The organism is Alteromonas abrolhosensis (assembly GCF_001953635.1).
GTDB classification, from domain to species: Bacteria; Pseudomonadota; Gammaproteobacteria; order Enterobacterales; family Alteromonadaceae; genus Alteromonas; species Alteromonas abrolhosensis.
This window is the reverse complement of the sequence record NZ_MEJH01000007.1, coordinates 22,230-46,682: the sequence shown is the minus strand read 5'-3', so window position 1 is coordinate 46,682 and position 24,453 is coordinate 22,230. Positions and strand designations below refer to the sequence as shown.

The following is a 24,453-nucleotide window of genomic DNA, read 5'->3' as shown; positions in this document are numbered from 1 at the left end:
TACCTGCACTCCTACATTCTAAATATGCCAAATTGGGTGTCTTCGATAGGCTTGTTGAGTGTCGCTGAAAGCGATAGGCCAAGCACTAACCGAGTATCCGCAGGGTCAATAACACCATCATCCCAAAGCCTTGCAGACGCATAGTATGGATGCCCTTGTTTTTCGTAAGTGTCGATGACAGGTTGTTTAAATGCCTTTTCTTCTTCTTCCGACCATGTCTCGCCTGAGCGCTCTTTTTGGTCGCGCTTAACCTGAGCGAGAACGCCAGCAGCTTGTTCACCACCCATTACAGAGATTCGAGCGTTTGGCCACATGAAAAGGAAGCGTGGGTCATAGGCTCTACCGCACATGCCGTAGTTACCTGCACCGAAACTGCCGCCGATAAGGACAGTGAGCTTTGGTACATTCGCACATGCTACAGCGGTTACCATTTTTGCACCGTGTTTTGCGATACCGCCGTGCTCGTATTGCTTACCGACCATAAAGCCTGTGATGTTTTGCAAAAACACGAGAGGGATTTTTCGCATGGCGCATAGTTCGACAAAATGCGCACCTTTAAGCGCGCTTTCACCGAAAAGTATGCCGTTGTTAGCCACAATGCCTACAGGGAAACCGAAAATGCGCGCAAAACCACAAACTAAGGTTGTGCCGTAAAGCGGTTTGAATTCATCAAAGTCTGAATCATCCACAATACGCGCTATGATTTCTCTTACATCGTATGTCTGACGACTATCAGCAGGCACAATGCCGTATATTTCTTTGGTGTCGTAGCGTGGAGGTTTTACCTCGGCCACGTCCAGGCATTCTGGCTTCTTTCTGTTTAGTCTGGAGACAGCATTACGCGCTAATGAAAGTGCGTGGTGGTCGTTGTTAGCGAGATGGTCGGCAACACCCGAAATTCGAGTATGAACGTCACCACCGCCAAGCTCTTCTGCGGTAACTACTTCACCTGTTGCAGCTTTAACAAGCGGTGGGCCGCCTAGAAAAATAGTTGCTTGTTCTTTAACGATAATGCTTTCATCAGCCATGGCGGGAACATAAGCACCACCGGCTGTACAGGAACCCATTACTACCGCAATTTGAGGGATATTCTTAGCAGACATATTCGCTTGATTAAAAAAGATGCGACCAAAGTGCTCTCTATCTGGGAATACGTCATCTTGACGGGGCAAGTTAGCGCCACCTGAATCTACTAAGTAAATACAAGGTAGGTTATTTTGCTCTGCGATGGTCTGAGCGCGAAGGTGCTTTTTCACAGTAAGAGGGTAGTACGTCCCACCTTTCACAGTGGCATCATTAGCTACAATCATACACTCAATGCCAGCAACAATACCTATACCGGCAACGACTCCGGCACAAGGTACATAGTCTTCATACACTTCCCACGCTGCCAGTTGGCCTATTTCCAGAAAGGGCGTGTCTGGGTCAATCAGTGCATTGATTCGATCGCGAGGTAGAAGTTTTCCTCGAGACACGTGGCGCTCAGCTGCTTTTTCACCGCCACCTTGGCAAATTTGTTCGATTTTTTCGAGGAGATCATTTACCTGAGCCTGCATGTGTTCGGCATTTGCGATAAATGTTTCAGATTTCGTATTTATATTTGAGCGAAGAACGGGCATAACCCCTCCTTGTGTTGGGCATAGGCGACGGCTGTCGCGTTAACCACTAGTTAGCAAGACACCCATGCTGAGCGGGTTCGCTGAGATGGGTGTCTTTGTAATTCATTAGCCTGTTACTAGTTCAGCTTTCGTAAATCTGCGTAATATGGTCTAGGGTGGAAGTCTTGCTTTTTTCTCTAAAAACACGAGTTTCTGATTTTTCGTGTCTCAAAAGACGCTGCTTTCCACACTCAACCCCACATTATTTAGATTCGTCAAATAGCTCGCGGCCTATAAGCATTCGGCGAATTTCAGACGTTCCCGCGCCAATTTCATAAAGCTTGGCATCACGTAATAAGCGTCCCGTCGGGTACTCGTTGATGTAGCCATTACCGCCAAGTAGCTGAATAGCATCCAGCGCCATTTTGGTTGCTAGTTCCGCGGAATAAAGGATAGCGCCAGCCGCATCTTTTCGCGTTGTTTCACCGCGATCGCATGATTGTGCAACGGTGTAAACATACGCGCGTGCAGCATTCATTTGGGTATACATGTCAGCTACTTTGCCTTGTACTAGCTGAAATTGACCAATTGATTGGCCAAACTGCTGACGGTCGTGAATGTAAGGTACTACGATATCCATGCACGATTGCATAATGCCCAGCGGGCCACCTGACAAAACAAGGCGCTCATAATCTAGGCCGCTCATGAGTACGCGAACGCCTTCGCCTTCTTTGCCAAGAATGTTCTCAGCTGGTACTTCGCAATCTTCGAATACTAATTCACAGGTATTAGATGAGCGCATACCAAGTTTGTCGAGTTTCTGTGCGCGGCTAAAGCCGGGGAAGTCGCGTTCTACGATAAACGCTGTGATCCCTCGTGGACCCGCGTTAGGGTCGGTCTTCGCGTAGATAACAAAGGTATGTGCATCAGGACCGTTTGTGATCCACATCTTATTGCCGTTTAGGATGTATTTGTCGCCGCGTTTTTCAGCTTTCAACTTCATACTAACAACATCCGAACCTGCATTAGGCTCGCTCATTGCCAGTGCACCAATGTGTTCACCGCTTACTAACTTAGGCAGGTACTTTTCACGCTGGGCATCGTTACCGTTTTTGAAGATCTGGTTAACACAAAGATTCGAATGTGCGCCATAGCTCAAACCGATACCACCTGATGCGCGGCTAACTTCTTCCATCGCGATAGTATGCGCAAGGTAGCCCATATCAGAGCCTCCGTATTGCTCTGAAACAGTAACGCCTAACAGGCCCATATCGCCAAGTTTTTTCCACAATTGGTTCGGGAATTGGTTATCTGCGTCTGCTTGTTCAGCAAGAGGAGCAATCTCATTTTGTGCAAATTGATAGACCTGATCACGTAACATCTCGATGTCTTCGCCAAGTCCAAAATTTAAAGTAGGGTAGGAGGTGTTCATGCGATATTTCCTCGTTTGAGTTCTGCTAGTTCTTCACGGCAACGTGCTTCAACATCATCCAGTTCAGTCATTAACATCTGGATATCTTCTAGCTGCTGTTTAAGCACCGCTCTTTTTTGTTCAGTCATTTCAAGCATGGCTTCTAACTGAATAGCCGAATTGGGGTTAGTGTCGTACATGTCGAACAGTGTTTTGACTTCAGCAAGGGAAAATCCAAGTCGTTTTCCTCGCAAGATTAGCTTTAAGCGCACTCTATCTTTGTTCAGATAAACGCGATTCTGTCCCGTTCTTGACGGTGACATTAGGCCTTGTTCTTCGTAAAAACGAATTGAACGAGGAGTAATGTCAAACTCTCGAGCGAGTTCGCCTATTGCATATGTTGTTTCGTCGTCGTACTTGCTCATTACACGTACCTTGTATTTCAGCGCTGTTTAACACCCTAGTTTTAACGTGGGTGTCTTTGTAATTAAATTCTCTGTAGTAGGTTGTGTGTCATTGCAATAGCACTATCGTTTTAAGGTAGATGGTTTTATATACCGCTATATTAAAACGTAGTGTTTGGTTGACACATACTTAGTACAGGTTTACGTTAACGTTAATTACATTTTACGTTAAGGTAAAGTAACATTTTGCTAACGTCAATTTTTCATGGTGAAGGCAAGACGTTGTAGCTGTTAGGGGTGTTTACTTTTGTATACATCTACGTAGCTTTCTTCACTTAACTCTATAATTTAAATAAATTTTAAGGGCACGGTTATGAGTAACGAATCAGTAGTTATTGTCGCGGCTAAGCGCACACCAATGGGCGGTTTCAACGGTAATTTGTCTTCGCTTGCTGCGACCAAACTTGGAGAAGTTGCGATTAAAGCAGCCTGTGAAGAGATGGATGTCTCTGTCATAGACGAAGTCATTATGGGGTGTGTGTTACCTGCAGGACTTGGTCAATCACCCGCGCGTCAGGCGTCGCTGGGTGCTGGGCTTCCGCTAAGTGCGGGTGTGACTACTATCAACAAAGTATGTGGCTCGGGCTTAAAAGCGGTAATGATGGCCCACGATTTAATTAAAGCAGGCAGTGCGACAGTAGTAGTGGCAGGCGGAATGGAAAGCATGAGCAATGCGCCATATATGTTGCCTAAAGCTAGAACGGGATATCGTATGGGCCATGGTCAAGTACTTGATCATATGATGCTAGACGGTCTGGAAAATGCCTATGACGGCAAAGCGATGGGCTGTTTTGCGCAGGATACTGCTGACGAAGAAAACATATCTCGCGGTGAAATGGATGAGTTTGCATTGAGCTCGTTATCAAAAGCACACGAAGCGATTAACAGCGGCACATTTAATGATGAAATTGTACCTGTTACAGTTTCTTCTCGTAAGGGCGATACTGTTGTTGATACCGATGAAGGCCCGGGGTCCGCTCGCCCTGAAAAAATTCCTACATTAAGACCGGCTTTCAAAAAAGACGGTACGGTCACGGCTGCGAATTCAAGTTCAATCTCTGACGGTGCAGCGGCATTGGTTGTGATGAGTGAAACGAAAGCAAAAGAGCTTGGACTAGCACCGTTGGCAAGGGTTGTCGCTCATGCCACAAACTCTATCGAGCCTGAAAACTTCACCGTTGCGCCTGTAGGTGCAATGGAGAAAGTGTTGGAAAAAGCAGGTTGGACGAAAGAAGAAGTCGACCTTTTCGAAATTAACGAAGCGTTCGCTATGGTTACCATGCTGGCAATCAAAAAACTTGGTCTTGATGAAAGTAAGGTGAATGTAAAGGGCGGCGCTTGTGCATTGGGTCACCCAATTGGTGCATCGGGTGCGCGTATATTAGTAACTCTACTTCATGCACTTAAGCAACGCGGGGGGCGCAAAGGTATTGCATCTCTCTGTATCGGCGGCGGTGAAGGTGTGGCACTAGCTGTTGAAATGCTTTAAGCCACGATTGATGGCTAACATGTAAAATATTTAATCACGGAGCGTAATCACATTGGTTGCGCTCTGTGGTTCAATGTGAATAAAAATATTAGAGCATGAAGACCGTTATTTACCTTATCTACACCACAACACTAGTGTTAGCGTTATTCACACTACCGCTTGTTGCTAAGGCTCAAGCTGGCTCATCGTTGTTAGTAAACACCTTTAACGATGACACCCACAGTCTCACCCATACCAACACCAACACTGAGCAACCCATAAATAACCGACGGACGAAAAGTCAGGTGCCTTACTCTGCGCTGGGTGACTTGCCAACCAGCGAAGCTGATGAGCAATTTAGTTACGGTAATGACGCGCTACAAACGGTTTATACCTGGCATGGACGTTCGTCTGACAACGAAATGTTTGCAGATAAGGCGATAATTTTTATACATGGCGGATGTTGGCTGAATACCTACGGCTACGAACATGCGAAAGGAATGTATCAGGCGTTGGCTGAGCTAGGAATGGGGGTCTATGTACCTGAGTACCGGCGCGTGGGCGATGAAGGTGGTGGCTGGCCTGGTAGTTTGGACGACGTAACACAGGCAATTAATACAGCCCTAAAACGAATTGAGAAAGAAGGGCGGTATATAAGTATTTTCATTGTAGGCCATTCTGCTGGCGGCCATTTAGCGCTTCTGGCAGCACAGCGCTTATCATCGTCTTCATTGAATCTAACGCGCACTAATCTTAAACGCGTCATTGGAATAGGGGCAATTACCGATATTCAAACCTACGCGCTGGGTCATAATAGTTGTCAGTCGGCTACTGCAAGATTTATGAATGGCACGCCAGAAGAACTTCCCGGTAAGTACCAAAGCGCAACGCCAAACCCTGAACTCAGTACAATGCCGATTACGCTACTCCAAGGCGATGCAGATAACATAGTGCCAGCGCGTCATGCTGAGTTAATCGGTGCCAGTAAAAAAATAATAATAAACGGTGGCCATTTTGACTGGCTCCACCCGGAATCAACATCGTTTGATGCTTTACTTGAGGTTATTAGTGAACATGATGAATAAGGTTTTTTCAGCTCAGCAACTGGATTCGAAAGATCCGCTTCGCAACAAGGCACAAGAGTTTTTGCTTCCTGCCAACACAGTTTATTTAGACGGCAACTCTTTAGGACCTTTACCTAAGCAAGCTAAGCAGCGTGCAGACGAAGTGGTAAATAATCAGTGGGGGCAGGGGCTCATCACAAGCTGGAATAAACATCAGTGGATCCACCTTCCTCAAATAGTGGGCGATAAAATTGGCGGTCTGATCGGCGCTAAAAGTGGCCAGGTTATTTGCTGTGATTCCATTTCTATTAATTTATTTAAAGTATTAAGTGCGGCGTTAAAAATGCACCCCAGTCGCAAGGTGATAGCGACTACCCGCGATAATTTTCCTACCGACATATACATGGTGCAAGGCCTGCTTGACTTACTAGGTAGTGATTACAGTATTCGCTATGTTGATGAGGCATGCATTGGGTCACAGCTAACTGATGATATTGCCGTGTTGATGCTAACACAGGTAAATTTCAGAAGCGGTAACAAGCTTGATATGCAAACCGTTACCGAGCAAGCTCATCAAAAGGGCATTTTGACTTTATGGGACCTAGCGCACAGCGCAGGGGCATTTCCCGTCAGCCTCGATGCATGCAATGTGGATTTTGCGGTTGGTTGTACGTATAAGTATTTAAATGGTGGTCCAGGCGCGCCAGCGTTTATCTACGTTGCCAAAAGGCATCAAGCACAATATCAACAGCCTTTATCGGGATGGATGGGGCATAGTTCGCCATTTTCGTTTTCGCCAGACTACGCTGGTGATAACTCAGTGAAGCAAAATTTGTGCGGTACACCAGGAATCATCGGTATGAGTATACTAGATGCGGCACTGGATGTTTTTGAAGATGTGTCACTTAAGGCGATTGATGAAAAATCTAAAAAACTACAAGCATTTTTCGTTGCAGAAGCCAAACACGCAGGCCTTCTTGAAAAATTTTCCATAGTCAGCCCTAACATCGACAATCGAGGCAGTCAGTTGGCTTTCGCTCATGATGATGCTTATGCCATCTGTCAAGCATGGATTGCTGAAGGTGTCATAGCAGACTTTCGTGCACCTAATATTCTTCGAATAGGTTTTGCCCCATTGTATTTGAGTTTTGCTGATATCGAAAAAGCGGTCTCAAGTCTGGCGGAAATTATGACTGACAAACGTTATGAAAACGTAGAATTTCAACAAAAGCAGAGTGTTACCTAGACGAAAAGCAAGATTATCAGCTAAATAATTGCTTTTTCTCTATTTACGCTTAATACTTCGCGGTTGTCATCGATATCTTCACATGTTTTGGGTGTGCAGTTGAAAAAAATAAGAAAATATCTGCTTTGCACAGTGTTGTTTGTAGGAGCGAGTTGTTCTAGCGCGTTCCTACAAGCAGAAGCTGAACACAAAGCAGCATCTGAACAATCTTACGACGTAACATACTGTATAGATCCTAACTGGGCGCCTTACGAGGCAATCAGAAATGGTATCCACGTAGGTATCTCTGCACAGTACATGCAGCTCATTTCTGAAATATCTGAGTTAACGTTTACCCTTGTTCCAACCGAGAGTTGGCAACAAAGCCTGGAGTATGTTCAGCAGGGGAAATGCCAAGTTATCCCAATGCTCAATACTTCCGATTATCGCAAACAGTTTCTCGACTTTAGCGTGCCTTATTTTGAAGCCCCCAACGTGTTAGTGGCCAAGGCTGGAATGCCAATGCTTCAAGGTTACTCCGGAGTGGGCAACCGGACTGTAGGTATTGTTCAAGGTTATCGCCAGGTTGAATATATTTCCCGTCATTACCCCGGGTTGCGACTGAAGCTCATTCCTTCTGAAGAAGAAGGGCTTAAACAATTGGCGAATGATGAGTTTGATGTGATGGTGGGCTCACTTATGAGCGTCAACATGCACATCAACAATTTAAAGCTAAAAGACTTAAATATTGTTGGCTATGCTGAGCCCTTCGACTCTCTAGCCTTTGGTGTGAATAAGTCTTACGGTCACTTAGTCGATAAGCTAAATTTTGCGATTGAGCGTATTCCAGAAACGCGTAAGGTTGAAATTTATAAGCAGTGGAATAACGTCCAGGTTCGCTATAGCCGTAATTATATGGTTATGATTTTAAGCACAATCATCGTAATTTTAATCTTCCTACTCTTTATACTGAGAAATCGTAATGTGGGGGGCTATAAGCGTATAATTAATCAGAAAAATGATGAAATAGGTGCGCTTCAAGCGACGCTGTTAGAAAAAAACAAAACCCTCGCCTTTTTATCCGCTCACGATACCGTCACCGGGCTTTATAACCGTAATCATATGATTCAGAGGGCAGAAGAAGAAATCTCTCGTTTCCATCGATTCCATACTACGGCTTCATTAATCGTAATTGAATTGATTCCAGTGAGCGAAGATAGAGATGCAATTGAGCCAGCAGCCAGGGAAGAGGCACTAAAAGCTGTGGCAACAAATTGTTTGAATACGGTGAGAGAAGTTGATGTTGTATCTCGTTTTAGCGGCGAACAATTTATTATCTTGTGCCCTCAGACAGAATTAAAGGCAGCTAAAACACTTGCTGACAGGCTCTTAGAATGCACATCTACTCACCACACTATTGTTACCAACTTTAAAACCGCGATGGGCTTGTCTGAACTGAGGGAGTCCGAAGAATTTACCGAGTGGTTTGAACGTACGAAGAAAGCACTGTACCAGTCAAAACGCCAAGGGTATGGAAATGTCTCGGTGGCACAGTAATTTCAGAAGGTCAGCTAAGCTAAATCAGCGGGTCGTAGTGCCACTGATGTGAATCGTAACGAATCTGCGCTCTGTCATACTCTCGTTCAGAGCGCCAGTTCCGATTGTTGAGCTTAGCTGAAACACCAGGGTAAAGGCGCTTATTTGCGATAAGCTTAATGTCAGACTGATAGTTTTCTTTCGCTGCTTTAACGTCGTTAGCTTTATTTTCAAGCCACTCTAGCAAAGCACTTTCGTTATTGAAAAGCTCTAATGCCTCGGCTACTTTACGCTGCAATTCCTTGGGCACTTTTTTACTCTGAATAAGGTTTATCTTTTCTTTGTGCTTCAGGTTATTTTCACGAATTTGTTTTAATAGTTCATCTAAAGAGTCTTTACGCTCTAATAGTTGATTAAAACCAGGGCTAAAATCGACTTTTAATGTGCTACCTGAAACCGCACCTAATGTGCCCGCTTCAACGCGATCCTGGCTGATAATATCGCACGCAAAAAGATTCCCCATGGGTTTATCAATTTGCCCCACAATCACTGCACCGCAGCAACGTAAACGACTATAAGCCAATTGGCGACCAACCGTAATATTGCCGCTACATTGAATATCTATGCCTTGACCGTGCTGCACGTGAATACTGCCAGCTGCGACTAATTGACATTGAAACTCACCATGGGTGTCGTTAACTTTGCCCATTGCACCCTCAGTGATAATAATGTCACCGCCTGACTCTATGTAAGCCGACTCGACAAAACCGTTAATAGTTACATCACCGGCTGCTTTGATTTGCATTTTTTCGGTAACGTCGCCGTTAACGAGCACTGCGCCTTCGTAGTTTACGTGCCCAGAGCCAACGTTAACGCCGCTACAGATGAAGGTGTCGTCAATGTTCATTATCTGGTCGCGATATTTGGGCATTCCCGAAATTGCTGACATTAACAAGTTGGCATCGCTGTCTGATACAACGGTACCGCTTCCCATTTTGAAATTTACCCACTCCCCAGCTACAGCGGGTATTTTATTTCCTTTGATGTCAAAGCCTGAACGCCCTTTTGTCGGCTCAGTTCTTCTCAATACTGGTGTATTTACTTTGACGCATATAACTTCGCCTAGGTTACGCATGTCAACACGCTCACCATCACCGGTTTGAGGTTTCAATACTCTTTCAAGCGCATTTGGAACAAGAGGAACAAATTTAGAATTTTTGCCATTTCTCGCTGGCAAGCCTTTAGCAACAATTCGCTCAAGCACCGCGCCAGGGGGCGATTGTCTCGCTTGATTGAGCATAGACTCAATGACTTTGGTACTTAATCCGCGAACGATTCTGTTTTTTACCGCAAGAGATTTGATGGTGCCAAGCGTGGGGAGTTTACCGCCATAAGGCGTAGTTAGAATTAAACTTGCTTGCATCCCATCTTCAGGGATACGGAATTCAATTTCAGCGTTTTTGCGCTCGCCAATACGCTCTTGAACAACGGTACTATCACCGGTTTTAAAGTAATGATTCGCTGTATCACAGGCCGACTTAAGGGCTTTTTCAGAAACATAGAGACGCTTAGTTTCACCGCTTTCTAATTGCTTTCTTATTTCCCTACTATCAACTTCTGAAGTGAAATCAGAAGGATTTAGCTGTAAGTTGATGTAGGTTCTTGATTTATCGAAGCTTATTGTTACGCCATTCATAACATCTTTATTCCCTTGCGCACGTGTATTCTTTTTATCGGCGGCATCTATCGATTACTTGACGTTGACTTTTATTGGCCTGTCTATTTTTTTACAGCTATTAATTTAAGGCGTTCTAAAACGCTCGTCAAAGGTTTTCGGCATATTGGTAAAGAGCACGCAATATGGCCTGTTTCTCAGGGTTGTCGCTATGCTCGTGAGCCAGTGATTCTAACCTCATCATATAGGTTTCCAGAGTAATCGACCCATGAAAGGCAGGGTCGGTCAGGCGAGCCTGGCGATGATATTGCCATCTTGTCATTTCATCTGCTGTTAGCGTGTTGGGAAAATTTCTTGCTCGGTAACGGAACAATTGCTTTTTAAGCCCTTCGTGCTGAGTTTTATCACCCAATGTCGCTAAATCATCTGGCTGAGCGTTTATTACGCTCTCACACCACCTTCTGTCTTCGTCATTAAGAAATCCGCCACTGTATAAGGCGTGATCAATATCTTGTTCGCTACTTTGGATCTCTTCATCAAAAACACTGACTAGTTTGCTAGCGAGTTCTGGCAGTGAAGCAAGCGCTTTGTAATTGTTTAGACAGCGCTCGCGATTCAGGCCTAACCGTTCGGCGTTGTCTTCAGTCATGGCTCTAGCTGTGGTGATAAAGGGCGAGCGGTTTACATGAATGAGTTTAAGCCCTGGTCTCTCTGCTGCATCGTCAAATGTATCTGACGGGGCGTAGAGCGCAGTTCTTATCTCTTCTGGCGTGTCATTCACTAAACTGTCGATGTTATGCGACAAATCAACAGCGATAAAGGCGTTGTTATTAGTTGGGTGTTTTGCCACAGGCATTACCCAAGTACAGCATCCTTGGGAAGCGGGTAACTTAGACGAGATATGAAGTAATACAGAAGGTTTGCTGGTATCGATTTGCTGCATAACGGTGTGCTTGCTGCGTAATGACAATGCATAATCGAATAGGCGCGGCTGCTTTTCTTTTATCAGTTTAGCAAGCGCGATAGTGGCGTACACATCACTTAACGCATCGTGAGCGTTATCATGACCAATATTATTAGCTGCCGTTAGCGCTTCAAGTTTAAAACTTGGCGCACCATCTTCTCGGCGCGGCCAATTGATACCTTCAGGTCTTAGTGCGTAGCAAGCACGTGCCAAATCAATAATATCCCAGCGACTATTGCCATTTCTCCACTCGCGTGAATAGGGGTCATAAAAGTTGCGGTAAAATAGATAACGCGAAACCTCATCGTCAAATCGGATACTATTAAAGCCCACGCTACATGTGTTCGGCGTCGACATTTCTTGATAGATCCGCGCTGCAAAGTCTGCTTCGTTTGAACCGTCTCTAATGGTTTGCTGAGGCGTAATTCCTGTGACTAAACAGGCTTCAGGGTGTGGCAAATAATCATTAGCAATGGCGCTCATAATATTGATCGGTTTGCCAACCACATTTAAGTCCATATCTGTTCTTACTGCGGCGAATTGGCAAGGAAGATCTTTTTGTGGACTGGTGCCAAAGGTTTCAAAATCGTGCCACAAAAATGTAGGTGCGTGCATAACCACTATTGCGTTGTTAGAGAAATATTGAGGGCAGTGTACACCGCGAGAAATTGAATACCAAATGCTGGAGTTATTATGAGCAGCGAATAGGGATGTCGACTTAATGAAAGCAGAACGATATCAGTAATTATCATCTAAGCTTTCTTATGTCTGCGAATAATCCAAAGCCTGAAACTTGCACATTTTTTGAATGGTGACTAGCTTTAAGTTATCAAAATTTATACGGATATTACCTGCTTGTCGCTCTTCAAACCTAGCTCTTCCATCAATGAAGCTAAAAACACTTTAGGGTTAGCCTTAGTGCTTGCAACTGTGCTTGTTGTGCTGGTGGTGGGTCTTTTTGAAAGTAACATTAAGGCTTCGGCAGAAGCACAAACTTTTGCGGCACTTGAAGAAAGTGCGGTCAGTGCAGAAAACGCAGCAGGCACCCAAGTGCGAACTTATATAAATGCGCTTAATTTTTTACACCAAACTCCTCCAATAAGCGGCATCGTTCGCGCAACTGAAAATGCCAATGTCGACCCTAAAGACGGCACGACATTGTTACAGTGGAAACAGCGTTTACAAACCATTTTTGTGGCATTTATAGAGAATAATGAAGAGGTTGAGCAGCTGCGGGTAATCAAAGCTAATGAACAGGGGAATGAGTTTATTCGAGTGGACAGGGATGGAGGGAGCGTTTCTATCGTAGATGATATCGACTTGCAACCAAAGTCGGCGAGAAACTACTTTAAAGAAAGTATAAAGCGCAACAAAGGCGAGTTTTACATTTCTGATATCAACCTAAATCGTGAGTATGGGCAACTCGAGTTTCCCCATAAAAGTGTCATTCGCCTGTCTCTTCCTATTTTTAATGACTCAGGCGACCGTTATGGTTTTATCATAATGAATGTCAACGCACAGTTTCTTTTGTCTCAAATGGAACAGGCGCTAATTGGAAAGCAGATACTCTTTATTACTGATAGCGAAGGGTTCTTTGTGATCCATCCAGACAGTAATAAATCATTTTCAAGAGACTTAAAGCCTTCAGTAAACTGGGCAAGCGAATTTAACCGCCCCGTAAAAGCAGGACAAGCCAAAATAAGCCTGGCAGCAGAGTCTAATGAAGCGCTGTACACTGTCACACGGGCTTTTACCATAAATGGTAATCATAAAACTTCGCCATTTTTTCTTCATACTTCGTTGTCTCAATCTGAAGTCAATGCACTTATTAATGAGAAGAGAATTAGCGTTTATAGCGTAATAGGCGTGGTGTCGTTAATTTTTGTCAGTGTCTTACTGTTCTTTCACCGAAGTAATAGTAAAAACATCGAGCTGGCTAAGGTGCGTGGTGAGTCCGTTGCCATTATTGCCATATCTAAAGACGCCATTTTTAGCGTTGACTCTTCAGGTGTAGTAAAAAGCTGGAATATGGCGGCTGAGGCGCTTTTCGGGATCCCAGGCCAACTTATTATTAATCACCATTATTCATCATTCGAACAGCTCTCTTTATTAGGATTAGAAACCGTACTGAATAAAGGGGGAAAGCAAGTTACCTTTACAACCCCTTACTCAAGTGAAGACAACGAAGAGCACACGTTACTTATCACTGCCTCTACCATTTGGGGGGAGCAGTCACAGTTCTCCGGCGTTGCGGTTGTTATTCGCGATGTAACCGATGAGCGAAAAGCCAAAGATGCCATTGAAAGGGTAAACCTTAAACTTGAAGAGAAAGTGGTAAGCAGAACCAAAGAGCTGGTCGAGGCAACGCAAGAGGCGCGCAAAGCAAGTCGCGTGAAAAGTTCGTTTATTTCCAACATTAGCCACGAAATGCGAACACCATTAAATGGAGTAATGGGGTCGTTGGCGCTACTTAAACGTCAGCCACTTAATGAAAAGGCCGAACAGCTTGTTTCTATGATGGAAATTAGCTGTAACAACCTGAGTGTTTTGATTAACGATGTCCTTGATTTGTCTAAGATTGAAGCCGGTAAACTCGAGATAAATAATCAGTATTTCGACCCTTTAGCGCTCATTGAGTCTATCGCCAAAGTTTTTGCAGTAAAGGCTGCAGCCAAAGGGCTACAGCTACTGATTGATACAACAGGCCTTCCGCCTGTTGAAATAAATTCAGACCCACATCGAATTAACCAAATCATCAGTAATTTGTTAAATAATGCGATTAAATTCACTGAAAAAGGTCATATAAAGCTGCAAGTGTCGATAGGTGATGTAGATGAGGGCACGCAACAGCTTCATTTCAGCGTTTCAGATACCGGTGTGGGAATAGCAAAAGAGAACCAGCCCAAACTGTTTACTGCATTTACTCAAGCAGATTCTTCGGTAGCAACACAATATGGCGGGACGGGTCTGGGCCTGTCGATTTGCAAGCAGTTGAGCCAGCTTATGGGTGGGGATATTACTTTCAATTCTGAAATCGGTGTTGGTAGTACGTTCTCATTTTTTATCACACTTCCCGAAACCACCTCTGATATCACTTTTGAATATAAAATGGCGATGGAAAACGAAAGTGTGCTTCTTAACGGGGTGAGCATAGGCGTCTCTGCAAATTATCCACCATTAGAAGAAAATATTTGTAGCTTAGCTTTGCATGTTGGCGCTGAGCCTCAAGTGTTAGATGGGCAATCTGGATTTGACGGAATAAACTGGGCACAGTTTAATGCGATAATTGTGGATGAAGCCAGCCCACTCATTGATGACCTAGACGATATTTGGCAAACGCAAACGGCGAGTAAAAATGCGGGTTCATTGCCCGTGGTTTATATTCTTCAAAAATTAGAAGGCCCCCCCTTTAACTTCAATCACGTAGTGCCACTTTATTTGCCTAAACCATTGTTTAGATCGAGCTTTGCCATAGTACAACAGGGAATAGATGCTGCACTTTCAGGATATACATTAACCCCCTCAGATATCTCATTTGATCAAAGAAAAACAAAGACTACTTCAGATGAAACAGGTGTCGAAGACGACACAGAACAGCAGTTTTCTATCGAAAACGCCAATCTATTGATAGTCGATGACAATATGATTAACAGAGAGGTAGCGAAAGGCGTTCTTGAAGGCTTACCTGTTAATTTATTTACCTGTAGTGATGGTGAGGAGGTGATAGCCTTTTTGGCCAAATGTGAAAGCAAAGGTCGACGAATTCATAGCATACTTATGGATTGTCAGATGCCCAATATGAACGGGTACGACGCCACGCAGGCTATTCGCGAAGGTAAAGCAGGATTATTACACAAAGACGTTCCTATAATCGCCATGACAGCTAATGCCATGCTCGGTGAAAAGGAGAAATGTTTAGCAGCGGGTATGGATGATTTCGCAACGAAGCCTGTTATGGCTGAAGTGCTTATACCCAAGGTGAAGCAATGGTTAGTGCATCAGGTAACGCGTATAGCTGCTGCAGAGCAAGGCGATCACGAGACTTATAATAACGACGATAAAAAGGCACCACTGGTTGATAGTATGCTAAACGCCATCACAAAAGAAATGGAACGAGGTTGGCCTTCCCCTGTTACTTACTCGCCCTCTACGATAGCTTCCTCAACCGTAATAGACACAGATAAGGCCAGAGCGAATCAAGAAGGAACAAATAAAGGCGCCGACTCGTTTAGTGCTGAGAGATTAGATGGATGTTGGGAAAAAGATGATGCTATTGCACGAATTATGGGGGATAAAGCACTATTTTCTCGCGTTTGTGAACTGTACTCGAAGAGTGCGCCTGACAAGCTGAAACTGTTGCAACATGCCGTAGATAACCGCGACTTCGAGAAAGCTCAGGTACTTTCTTTGAAGCTTAAAGGAATGTCTGCAGACATTGGTGCAGTTCAGCTACAACGGGACTTTGAAAGTTTGTGGGAATTATCAAAAACGAAAAAATGGCAAGAGGCTGATGCACTTTTGCCCTCCATCAAAGAAGACCTTACTACATTTCTAGAACTTCTTGACGTAGTCTAGCATTTCTATTTGTGTCATCTTACGGCTAGCGTCATACAAAAATGCATTCAAATGAGCCGAAAGAACCGTTACTTGTAGCGCAAGATATCGGAAAGATAACGCTCATTTTTTACAGCAATTAGGAGTAAAGTCATTGAAGCCATCTCAATTTTTTCACCCGTCAAAAAAGGTTCGCCACACACTTTGTGCGTTAGGGGCGCTAGCAACATCCTTAGCTCTAACAAGTAACGCTGCATTAGCGACTGATACCGTTCGAGAGAAACCACGTGTTGCTATTGCTATTCACGGTGGTGCCGGCACCATTTTGAAAACAATGATGACGCCGGAGAAAGAAGCAAACTACAAAAGGGTGTTAACCGAGGCGGTGCAACATGGGTATGCCTTATTGAAGGAAGGTGAAAAAGGTGAGGTTGCAGTGGTGGAAACCATTAAAATTTTAGAAAGCTCACCATTGTTTAACGCCGGCATAGGTGCTGTATATACCTTCGACGGTGAACACGAACTTGATGCGTCCATCATGCACGGCGGCAATAAAAATGCAGGAGCAGTTGCAGGGGTAAAAACAATCAGAAGCCCCATTGAGGCAGCGTTGTTGGTAATGAATGAATCTCCACACGTTATGCTTTCTGGGAAAGGTGCTGAAGAATACGCAAAAGAACATGGTCTTGAGCAAGTGGACAACGCTGTTTTTGATACTGAATTTCGCAAGCAAGCGCTAGATAAAGCGAAAGCACGCATGGAGCAAGCCTCTAACGGCTACGGTTCACAGGAAGGTAACGAACGCTTCGGTACGGTTGGCGCTGTAGTGTTAGACAGTAACGGTAACATTGTTGCGGGAACATCAACCGGCGGTATGACCGCCAAGCGTTATGGACGTATTGGTGATTCGCCTGTGATCGGTGCTGGTACTTATGCCGATAATGAGAGCTGTGCAGTATCAGCTACAGGGCATGGCGAGTACTTTATTCGATACAACGTTGCAGCTGATATTTGCGCTCGCATGAAGTATCAGGGGTTAAGCTTAAGCGATGCTGCGAATACAGTAGTGAACGACGTACTAGTGAAAGCTGGTGGCGATGGCGGCGTAATAGCTATTGACGCAAAGGGTAATGTAGCAATGCCGTTTAATTCTGCGGGTATGTACCGAGCTAGCATCGACACAAATGGTGAAGTGAAAGTGGCAATTTACAAAGACTAATTGCCAAAAAATATTTGTTAGTTTAATGTTAAATATGCTGGCTTGTATTCAACGTAGCGTCTAATCTTAAAGTGTGGGGGAATACTGCTTTCACATGTGGTTAAAAATAATTGAAGTGCCGTAACGCCAAATAAGTTGCAGTATCGGTCACATTAGGCGCCACGGCTGGAGAATTGAAAATGGAATCGTTGCAAGTCAGTGATTATATGAATACTCACCCAGTGAAGCTTAATGTCGATATGCCCGTTGCGCAGGCCGTCGAAGTGCTGTTAGCCAGTGGGCAGAGTGGCGGTCCGGTACTCGACAGCAAAGGAAGAGTAGTGGGCTTTTTGTCCGAGCAAGATTGTATTGCTCAAATGATTGCGTCAAGTTATTACCGTGAGCAAATTTGTAGAGTGGGGGAAATTATGAAAACCCCAGTATTGTCTATCAAACCTTACATGTCAGTAATAGAGCTAGCGCAGTTGCTGTTAAAGGAAAAGCCGCGAGTTTACCCCATTGTTGATGATGATGGGGTGCTTCTAGGCTGTATTAACCGAACGGCCGTGCTGCGCGCTATTGATGTTCAATTAAACGATGGATACCGACGCGCGGGCTAGACGTTGGTTGGGCTAACGCACTGTAATTTAGCTTGGTAGGATTTAGTGCTGCAGGTAGCGTAATGAATGAAGATGCGGCGCTGGGTTAGAAGGGCTAGAAGCTAGTGCGGCGCTATGTATTTTTCATATACCGGAGAGGAGGCGTTAACTTGCTTAACGCCTCCTTTTTATTTACTTTTCGAATTATTCGTTACATGTCTGAGTGGCGTTCACGCTTGGCGTTCGCTAATTTTCTGATCGCATCCTTAAGTGAGGCACCAGCAACTAGCTTAAAGTTTTGGGTCTCGCTAGGCATGACGTTTCTTCCATCTTGTACTACCCAAAGCCCTTCGGTGAACCTTCCTCCCAAGTTAGCGTTGGTTACATCAAGCCCATCTGTTTCAGACACGCCGTCAATTTGTGCGGCTTTATCTGCCGTAATTTGAACAAGCCCCATAAGTTCCAAGACTTCAGGGTTTTCAGGGTGTACGTGATAGATAGCATAGCTGTTATTACCCTGACTAGATGCGATTAGGTAAGTTTGTGCATCTACATTAAACAGAGCCAAACCTTCTATATCAGCTTCTACCGGAGCTTCTATCTCAGCGATTAACTGTGGCTGATTGCTGTTTGAAGTAATATCCAAGACCCAAATCCCAGCACCTTCCTCACCTAGGTAGGCAGTTCTTGTTTTAGTATCCACTACACATCCTTCTGGCTGTGAGGGCAGTGAAAAGGACTGTGTTAAGTGTCCATCAATAGTTTTGTCTGGGGCGATAGACACGCTATATCGTTCGAAGCGACCACTGGTGTCGTTAGCAAATACATGAGCTATTCCGCCTGACACAAACAGACACATGCCGTATATATCATTGAGTGTAGTGCTTATGTGGCCAAGCTGAGTCATATGGCCGCGTTTATCTATTTCAAATACAGACAAACTGTTATTCGACCGGTTTGATGCCACTGCGATATCGATAAGTGGCGTATCGCTTTGCTGTGCTTTGATTTGTGCCACAGACACATTGTATCCCACATCAACGTTATTCACTCTGCCAACAGGAAGGCTTTGCACTAGCTTGCCGGCTAAGTCATAGCTATTTAATGCGCCTTTTTTGTCGGTGCCGATTATACGGCTTTGTGAAGCGCTGTGCGAGTTAACCCAAATGGCAGGGTCGTCAGCGGAGTCGCCATGATTTTCCACTGGGTCAGTTTCAACATCGGGTTTAACCTTGATAGTTAGGTTTGCATGTTGGGACGCGCTGTTATCTGTATACGCCTTCTCCATGTAATTTTCTTTTAGCGAGGTAGCTTTAAAATCGGTACTGCATTGTCGATTAAGTATAGCTGCGCTTAGTTTTGAAGGAAGCTCGGCAGTAAACATGTCGCCTGATTCGTCATCGTCAACAACAAAAGAAATGTGTGTGCCTTCTTCACTTAACAACAGGTGAACAAATTCAGGCTGAATAAAAGTAGACTTGTTGGTTGCTTTCAACTGGCGATCTGCTGAGTTACTTTCGTTCGCAGTATTCATTAGCGAGACAAATTGCGTAAGACATGGCGTTTTAAGCCATACCCCGCTGGCATCCGGACTCACCCAGGCAGCGATATCCACGCCATCTACCGTCGTTGAAGATAGGGTGGCTACACCTTCAATGGCAACATCTTGATCGTGAAAAATAAGGGTTTTTGCTAGCTCACTTTCAATATCGGTGTCTAATTGCCACACACCGGCAAATTCGTCAGCAAGGTATAGCGTTTCGGTGTTGGCATTTATCGCGCAACTTTTAATGCCTGGACCTATCGCAAAGTCTCTAAGCGATAAAAAGCGCCCGTCATGAAATTCATACTGATTCAGTGTGCCTGTCGCATCGATATTAATAATGTGCAGTTCGCCAGCGCTTGATGTTGTAGCACAAATGGCTTCAGAACCTTTGGTCAACTGGGTTTGCGGTTGACCAACCTCAAGAGACGCGGCGTTAATGCGATACACCTCTATGTACTGGGTGTTGTTATTGAACACTACTAAAGACACCCATTGTTTTGAATTAGACTCCACAACTTCAGCATTTGCTAAGGTGTAATGTCCCGCAATGAAGTGTTTTTTTCCTTCAGAGTTGCTTAGTGAAATACCCTTATGTTCGTTAACATTAATGTTGATAGCGTGGGTGTCATCGTAAACTTTATGTTTGTTGTTGGCGCGGGCGTCCTTGCTAGTGTTGTTAGCATGGGTGTCTTTGTAAGCGTCTTTGTAAGCGCTTTTGGTGTTAGAATGGTCGGCGTGCGTTTGGTAGTGCATAGTCAGGCTTAGACCATTTTTTAGCTTTGTTAGCGGTAACGCGATGTCTTGGCTTTCTGCTTTTACTAGCTGGCTTTCGCTGTGCGCTAACTTGATATTCGCATTGGTATCTGTGCTGGTATTAGTATCGTGATTGGCTGCGCAACCGAACAACGTCAAGAGTGCGCTTGAAAGTGCCGCTGTGGTAAATGTGGTTTTAAAAACTGTTTTGGTGTGACGCTGATTGGTCATTGTTGCTATTGTCCTGAATCTTACTGAGATCAAACCATGCATGGCGCATCGACTAAAGCATGGCTTACAGATTATTAAGAGCAGGTTTGAAGGCCAAACTACCTACGGCCTTCAAACCCGATAATTAACTTTCGATATACCTGCCTAGTTAAGCTGCCAAGTAAAGCCAAGTTCGAACGTGCGGCTGTATTCTTCATACTGCGCGTTTTGGTTGCGCGTATCGAAATAGTTGTAGAAAGGTTCGTCACCTAAGTTGATGCCGTTGAAATACATCTGCATGCTGTCGTTGATGTAGTAGCGCGCCATGAAATCAACCTGTACATGGTCATCTTCAAATCTGAGCATGTCACCATCAATCTCTTCGAAATTGTCGCTTTTATAGGTGGTGGCTAGACGTACACTGAAGTCATTCGCTTCGTACCCAATGGTGATATTGCCAATACGGTCTGATTGATTTGGCAATTGGGTGTCAAATTTTTCGCCATCTAAGAAGGTAGTCGCTTCAGAATCGGTAAAAGTAGCATTGGCGGAAATAATGAAGCCATTGTTAAAGGCTTTCACCCAAGAAAGTTCTAAGCCGGTTAAATCGGCAGAGTCGCCGTTAATTGGCTGTATGACTTCTTCAAAACCTTCCCAACCGGTTGTATCTGCAACATCAGCGTATACAACGAAGTTATCGATATTCTTGTAGAACAGCCCTGCTGAAATTACACCGATGTCACCAGGATAGTATTCAATCGACAAATCAACGTTTTGTGCTTCGTAAGGCTGAAGGTCAGGGTTACCAACTTCCGCCTCTCGTTCAGTTACAAATACGCCATCATCTTCTTCTGTTTTACTCTCGATGATTTGAAATGCCGCTACATCTTCAAATTTTGGCCTTGAAATAGTTTGGGTGTAGGCAGCGCGAAGCTGAAGTTTATCTGAAACAGTGTATCTGGCATTTACACTGGGTAACCAATGATCGTAGTCGCGCTCTGCTTCCCATGGCGTATTTACCACTTCTTCCACGTCGGTTTCTTCGTTTTCTACAAGCTCTACTCGCATACCCGATGTAGAAAAGTCAGTACGTTCATAGCGTACGCCTGCTACCAAATGAAGTTTATTTATATCTACGCTGCCCATGATATAAGCGGCAAAAATATCCTCTTCATTCACATATGTCGCGCCACGAGATTCTACTTCAGAATTTAGGCTGTCTAATTCCAAGCTCTCGCGGTTTTCGTTAAAGTAGTTACGCATTTCACTTCGATTAAGCCCAGGCCCAAAGTTATCAAGAGAGTAATCTGGACTGGCAGCTCCGAATTGCGAAGCGTCTAAGTCGTCGAAGTCTCCATCAAAAATAGCGATGCTGCTGTCGCGGTCTTTTTCTCGGCTTCGGTATTTCGAGCCAATTTTTAACTCACCGATAAAGCCACCAAGGTTGATGGGGCGGGCGGCGTCGAATTTAATACTGGTTTCGGTATCTTTCGTGTAGTTATCTTCAAAGCTGATCTCATCGACTTCATAGGTTGATAAGTCCATGGCATCAGCGTTTTGTGACACGGTTGGACGCATAGTATTTAAGTCTGCGTCGATACTGTCATTTTCGGTTTTGAATACGTAATACAGTGCATCTGGCTCGTCTTCATCAGACTTTGCATAACCGAGCTGCCAGTTTGCTTTCCAGGTATCTAATTGGTGTTCACCACCAAGCGCCACAGTAAAAATACTCTGGCTTTCAAAGCGGTCTTTACTTTCTCTTTCTATTTCTGAGTCTTCGCCATCGAACGTGAATATATTACCTTGACGGTATTCGTCGTCAGAAAACTCACTGTAAAGTGTGCGAAGAAAGTATTGGTTGTTGAAGTCAGGACGAAAATCGATATTTAACGCACTACCCAAACGTTCGCGAGTGATCGTGTAGTGACGTTGCTCAAGCTCATCGTCACCGTTACTTTCAACATTGTCTGAACCAAAATCTCGGTCAAAGTAGGAAATAGCGCCAGCCACCCCCCATTCAGGGGAAAGCTTCTTGGTAAACGTACCAGAAAGCTTTGGACTGGTTTCATCGCGTAAATCATTTTGACTGGCTTGCACGGTAACGCTCGCGGTATCTCGAGCCTTATCAAACGCACTCACACTTTTCACCGCGACTGAACCACCAATGGCGTCTCCGTCCATATCGGGCGTTACCGATTTAGATACCTCTAACGTTTGGATGAGTTCAGAGGGAATAACGTCAAGGGCTACTGAACGTACGCCTGATTCAGGCGAGGGAATATTCAAGCCGTTAATGGTTACGTTATTCAAGTTGGGATCGATACCGCGTATGCCGACGAAACGACCTTCACCTTGATCTCGCTCAATCGACAAGCCAGGTAAACGCTGTAACGACTCAGCAGCATTTTGGTCTGGAAATTGTCCAATGGAATCTGCGGATACAATAGACGAAATACGATCTGACGTTCGCTGCTGGTTTATGGCACTTGCCTGACCGCTTCGTTGACCACGCACCAAGATCTCATCGATAGTATCGCCGCTGCCAAACTCCACGGCTGCGCGCGCAATACCGTTGTCTGTCACTTTTATCGCTTGCGTAACCGTTTCCTCACCAAGATAAGAAATTTCTAACGTGTAAGTACCCTCTGGAATAGAGGGAAACCGAAATGTACCGTCTGTGCCTGCTTCAGTAACTAGTTCTAATTCTTTAAGCTTAATTTGAGCACCGGTATAGCTGCGCGTCTGTGTGGCGTCTTTTACTGAACCGATAATTACGCCATCAGCAGCTGAAGCAGGTGTAGCGACGCTAAGGCCCATTGCCGCTATGCAGGCAAGTGTTAGAGAAGAGTACGCGGTTTTAATTTTCATTCATTTTCCAATTAATTAAGCAGTAAAAAGGCGTTTTGAATAAGTGCTAAGTAAGTGAATGGGTACCCTAAGAATCCTGCATGACAGTTATATGACGATTTGATGGAACAAGCGGTACACAATCGGTAATTGTCGCCTATTTGCAATTGGCTGAGCTAAATTGACCCTTGCTTAAATTGCTGATTTTGTTTGGTTTGTGTGTCTTTTTTATGCTCCTAAAGTTCGCTGCCATCAAGATGTCACATTGCTGAGCCAAACTGACCCTCGACAGTTTCATCAGATTTGGGCAAGACTCTCGTTTTGTTATAAACGCTGGCGGTGGCCGGACTAACGCGTGATGTATCCAATTCAAGAGATTTCCAAAGAGAGCACTATGTTTACCTTTACAAATTCAACACAATTTAGGCATCACAAGCTTTGGTTAGCATTTACATTTTGCGTAGTGGCGTTAGCGGTTTGTTTAGCTTTTATTTTTGGCAATGCAAAAGAAAGCACCGTGATATCAGGCCTTGATATTGTGGGGGAGGGAAGCATTGTTTTTTTAACTTTGGCGTGGATGCTAGCTGCGCTTGCCAGCCGTCCCCCAGGTAAAGTAACGAGCCTTCTCACGGTAGGGCTCGGCTTCTTTCTATTTTCAGTTAGTTTAGATTTCTTGGATGAGTTTTTTCATTATCCTGAAGAGGCTTATTGGCTAAGCATGATTGAGTCTTATCCTGCGGCTGTGGGGATGGTAGTAATGACCGCGGCACTGTATCAGTGGCATCTAGAGCAGCGCGCGTTAAATTTGCAATTACGACGCAGAGAATGGGACTTTCGCGATCACGATGCTATCGATCCCATCACTCAGCTTTACCGCGCAGAGTATTGGAAAACACAAATTAATAAATTACAGCAATCTGGCAAGTCAGCTGTCATCGCCATTATCGATATCAATAACTTCTCTTTGTTCAACCAAAAACACGGGTATACAGAAGGCGATAGGTATCTGCACGATATTGCGCAATTGGTGATCATGAATTTGCGTCAGCAAGATTTAGCGTGCCGCTATGCCGGTGATAGGTTTGCTATTTTGATGCCAGACGTCTCGCCCATGCAGGCTGACGTTATTCTCAGTGATATCAAAGTAAGTATTCAGCATCTTGCTTTTAGGCATAGCCTCAATGCAAACGCCATTTACACCACCGCTCGCAGTACTCAAGTAACTTTGTTACCTAACCAACGCCTTGCGACAGTGCTTAACACCATGCTTTTAGAACTTGAACGTGCCCATGATAGCGCAGCGTAATTAGGCCGGTTTGGTCAGTGTATTTGGCGAAA

15 protein-coding genes are annotated in these 24,453 nt (G+C 44.6%); 8 read left to right on the top strand and 7 right to left on the bottom strand.

Features of this window, described 5'->3' with window-relative positions; genetic code table 11:
• Positions 1-11: 11 nt before the first annotated feature.
• From BGK61_RS11770 to BGK61_RS11760, 3 genes are all read right to left on the bottom strand, one after another.
• Positions 12-1,619: a carboxyl transferase domain-containing protein gene (locus BGK61_RS11770; protein ID WP_076011102.1), complete on the bottom strand. Its 1,608-nt coding sequence runs from the start codon at positions 1,617-1,619 to the stop codon at positions 12-14.
• Positions 1,620-1,860: 241 nt separating this feature from the next.
• Positions 1,861-3,030, bottom strand: coding sequence for an isovaleryl-CoA dehydrogenase (locus BGK61_RS11765; protein ID WP_076011101.1), 1,170 nt, complete (start codon positions 3,028-3,030; stop codon positions 1,861-1,863).
• Complete coding sequence (locus BGK61_RS11760; protein WP_014949161.1) at positions 3,027-3,434, bottom strand: MerR family transcriptional regulator; 408 nt, start codon at positions 3,432-3,434, stop codon at positions 3,027-3,029. Before BGK61_RS11760 ends, BGK61_RS11765 begins: the two co-directional genes overlap by 4 nt.
• Positions 3,435-3,786: 352 nt before the next feature.
• On the opposite strand from BGK61_RS11760, the gene BGK61_RS11755 reads away from it, so the two are divergent.
• From BGK61_RS11755 to BGK61_RS11740, 4 genes are all read left to right on the top strand, one after another.
• Positions 3,787-4,962 (top strand): thiolase family protein, encoded by a 1,176-nt coding sequence (locus BGK61_RS11755; RefSeq protein WP_076011100.1) that lies wholly within the window; start codon positions 3,787-3,789, stop codon positions 4,960-4,962.
• A 95-nt stretch (positions 4,963-5,057) separates the two neighbouring features.
• Positions 5,058-6,026, top strand: coding sequence for an alpha/beta hydrolase family protein (locus BGK61_RS11750; protein ID WP_076011099.1), 969 nt, complete (start codon positions 5,058-5,060; stop codon positions 6,024-6,026).
• A complete protein-coding gene (gene kynU / locus BGK61_RS11745; RefSeq protein WP_083648657.1) occupies positions 6,016-7,251 on the top strand; it encodes a kynureninase in 1,236 nt (411 codons plus the stop codon). Before BGK61_RS11750 ends, kynU begins: the two co-directional genes overlap by 11 nt.
• 132 nt (positions 7,252-7,383) lie before the next feature.
• On the top strand, positions 7,384-8,787 hold the full coding sequence (locus tag BGK61_RS11740; protein ID WP_076011097.1) for a diguanylate cyclase: 1,404 nt from the start codon (positions 7,384-7,386) through the stop codon (positions 8,785-8,787).
• Positions 8,788-8,806: 19 nt separating this feature from the next.
• On the opposite strand, the gene BGK61_RS11735 is transcribed toward BGK61_RS11740, so the two are convergent.
• Both BGK61_RS11735 and sbcB read right to left on the bottom strand, forming a co-directional pair.
• The gene (locus BGK61_RS11735; protein WP_076011096.1) at positions 8,807-10,462 is read right to left on the bottom strand and encodes a FapA family protein; all 1,656 of its coding nucleotides are present in this window, start codon (positions 10,460-10,462) and stop codon (positions 8,807-8,809) included.
• A gap of 127 nt (positions 10,463-10,589) precedes the next feature.
• Positions 10,590-12,020 (bottom strand): exodeoxyribonuclease I, encoded by a 1,431-nt coding sequence (gene sbcB / locus BGK61_RS11730; RefSeq protein ID WP_076011095.1) that lies wholly within the window; start codon positions 12,018-12,020, stop codon positions 10,590-10,592.
• A gap of 240 nt (positions 12,021-12,260) precedes the next feature.
• Here sbcB and BGK61_RS11725 point away from each other — a divergent pair, with 240 nt between their 5' ends.
• The 3 genes from BGK61_RS11725 to BGK61_RS11715 all read left to right on the top strand — a co-directional run bounded on the left by BGK61_RS11725 (position 12,261) and on the right by BGK61_RS11715 (position 17,777).
• Positions 12,261-15,980: an ATP-binding protein gene (locus tag BGK61_RS11725; protein WP_076011094.1), complete on the top strand. Its 3,720-nt coding sequence runs from the start codon at positions 12,261-12,263 to the stop codon at positions 15,978-15,980.
• A 133-nt stretch (positions 15,981-16,113) separates the two neighbouring features.
• Complete coding sequence (locus BGK61_RS11720; RefSeq protein WP_076011093.1) at positions 16,114-17,178, top strand: isoaspartyl peptidase/L-asparaginase family protein; 1,065 nt, start codon at positions 16,114-16,116, stop codon at positions 17,176-17,178.
• Positions 17,179-17,357: 179 nt separating this feature from the next.
• The gene (locus tag BGK61_RS11715; protein WP_014998106.1) at positions 17,358-17,777 is read left to right on the top strand and encodes a CBS domain-containing protein; all 420 of its coding nucleotides are present in this window, start codon (positions 17,358-17,360) and stop codon (positions 17,775-17,777) included.
• A 190-nt stretch (positions 17,778-17,967) separates the two neighbouring features.
• On the opposite strand, the gene BGK61_RS11710 is transcribed toward BGK61_RS11715, so the two are convergent.
• Together BGK61_RS11710 and BGK61_RS11705 are read right to left on the bottom strand one after the other, a co-directional pair.
• A complete protein-coding gene (locus BGK61_RS11710) occupies positions 17,968-20,286 on the bottom strand; it encodes a phytase (RefSeq protein WP_076011092.1) in 2,319 nt (772 codons plus the stop codon).
• 144 nt (positions 20,287-20,430) lie between these two features.
• Positions 20,431-23,136: a TonB-dependent receptor gene (locus BGK61_RS11705; protein WP_076011091.1), complete on the bottom strand. Its 2,706-nt coding sequence runs from the start codon at positions 23,134-23,136 to the stop codon at positions 20,431-20,433.
• Between the two features lie 373 nt (positions 23,137-23,509).
• Here BGK61_RS11705 and BGK61_RS11700 point away from each other — a divergent pair, with 373 nt between their 5' ends.
• Complete coding sequence (locus BGK61_RS11700) at positions 23,510-24,421, top strand: diguanylate cyclase domain-containing protein (protein ID WP_014998109.1); 912 nt, start codon at positions 23,510-23,512, stop codon at positions 24,419-24,421.
• The last annotated feature ends 32 nt before the right edge of the window (positions 24,422-24,453 follow it).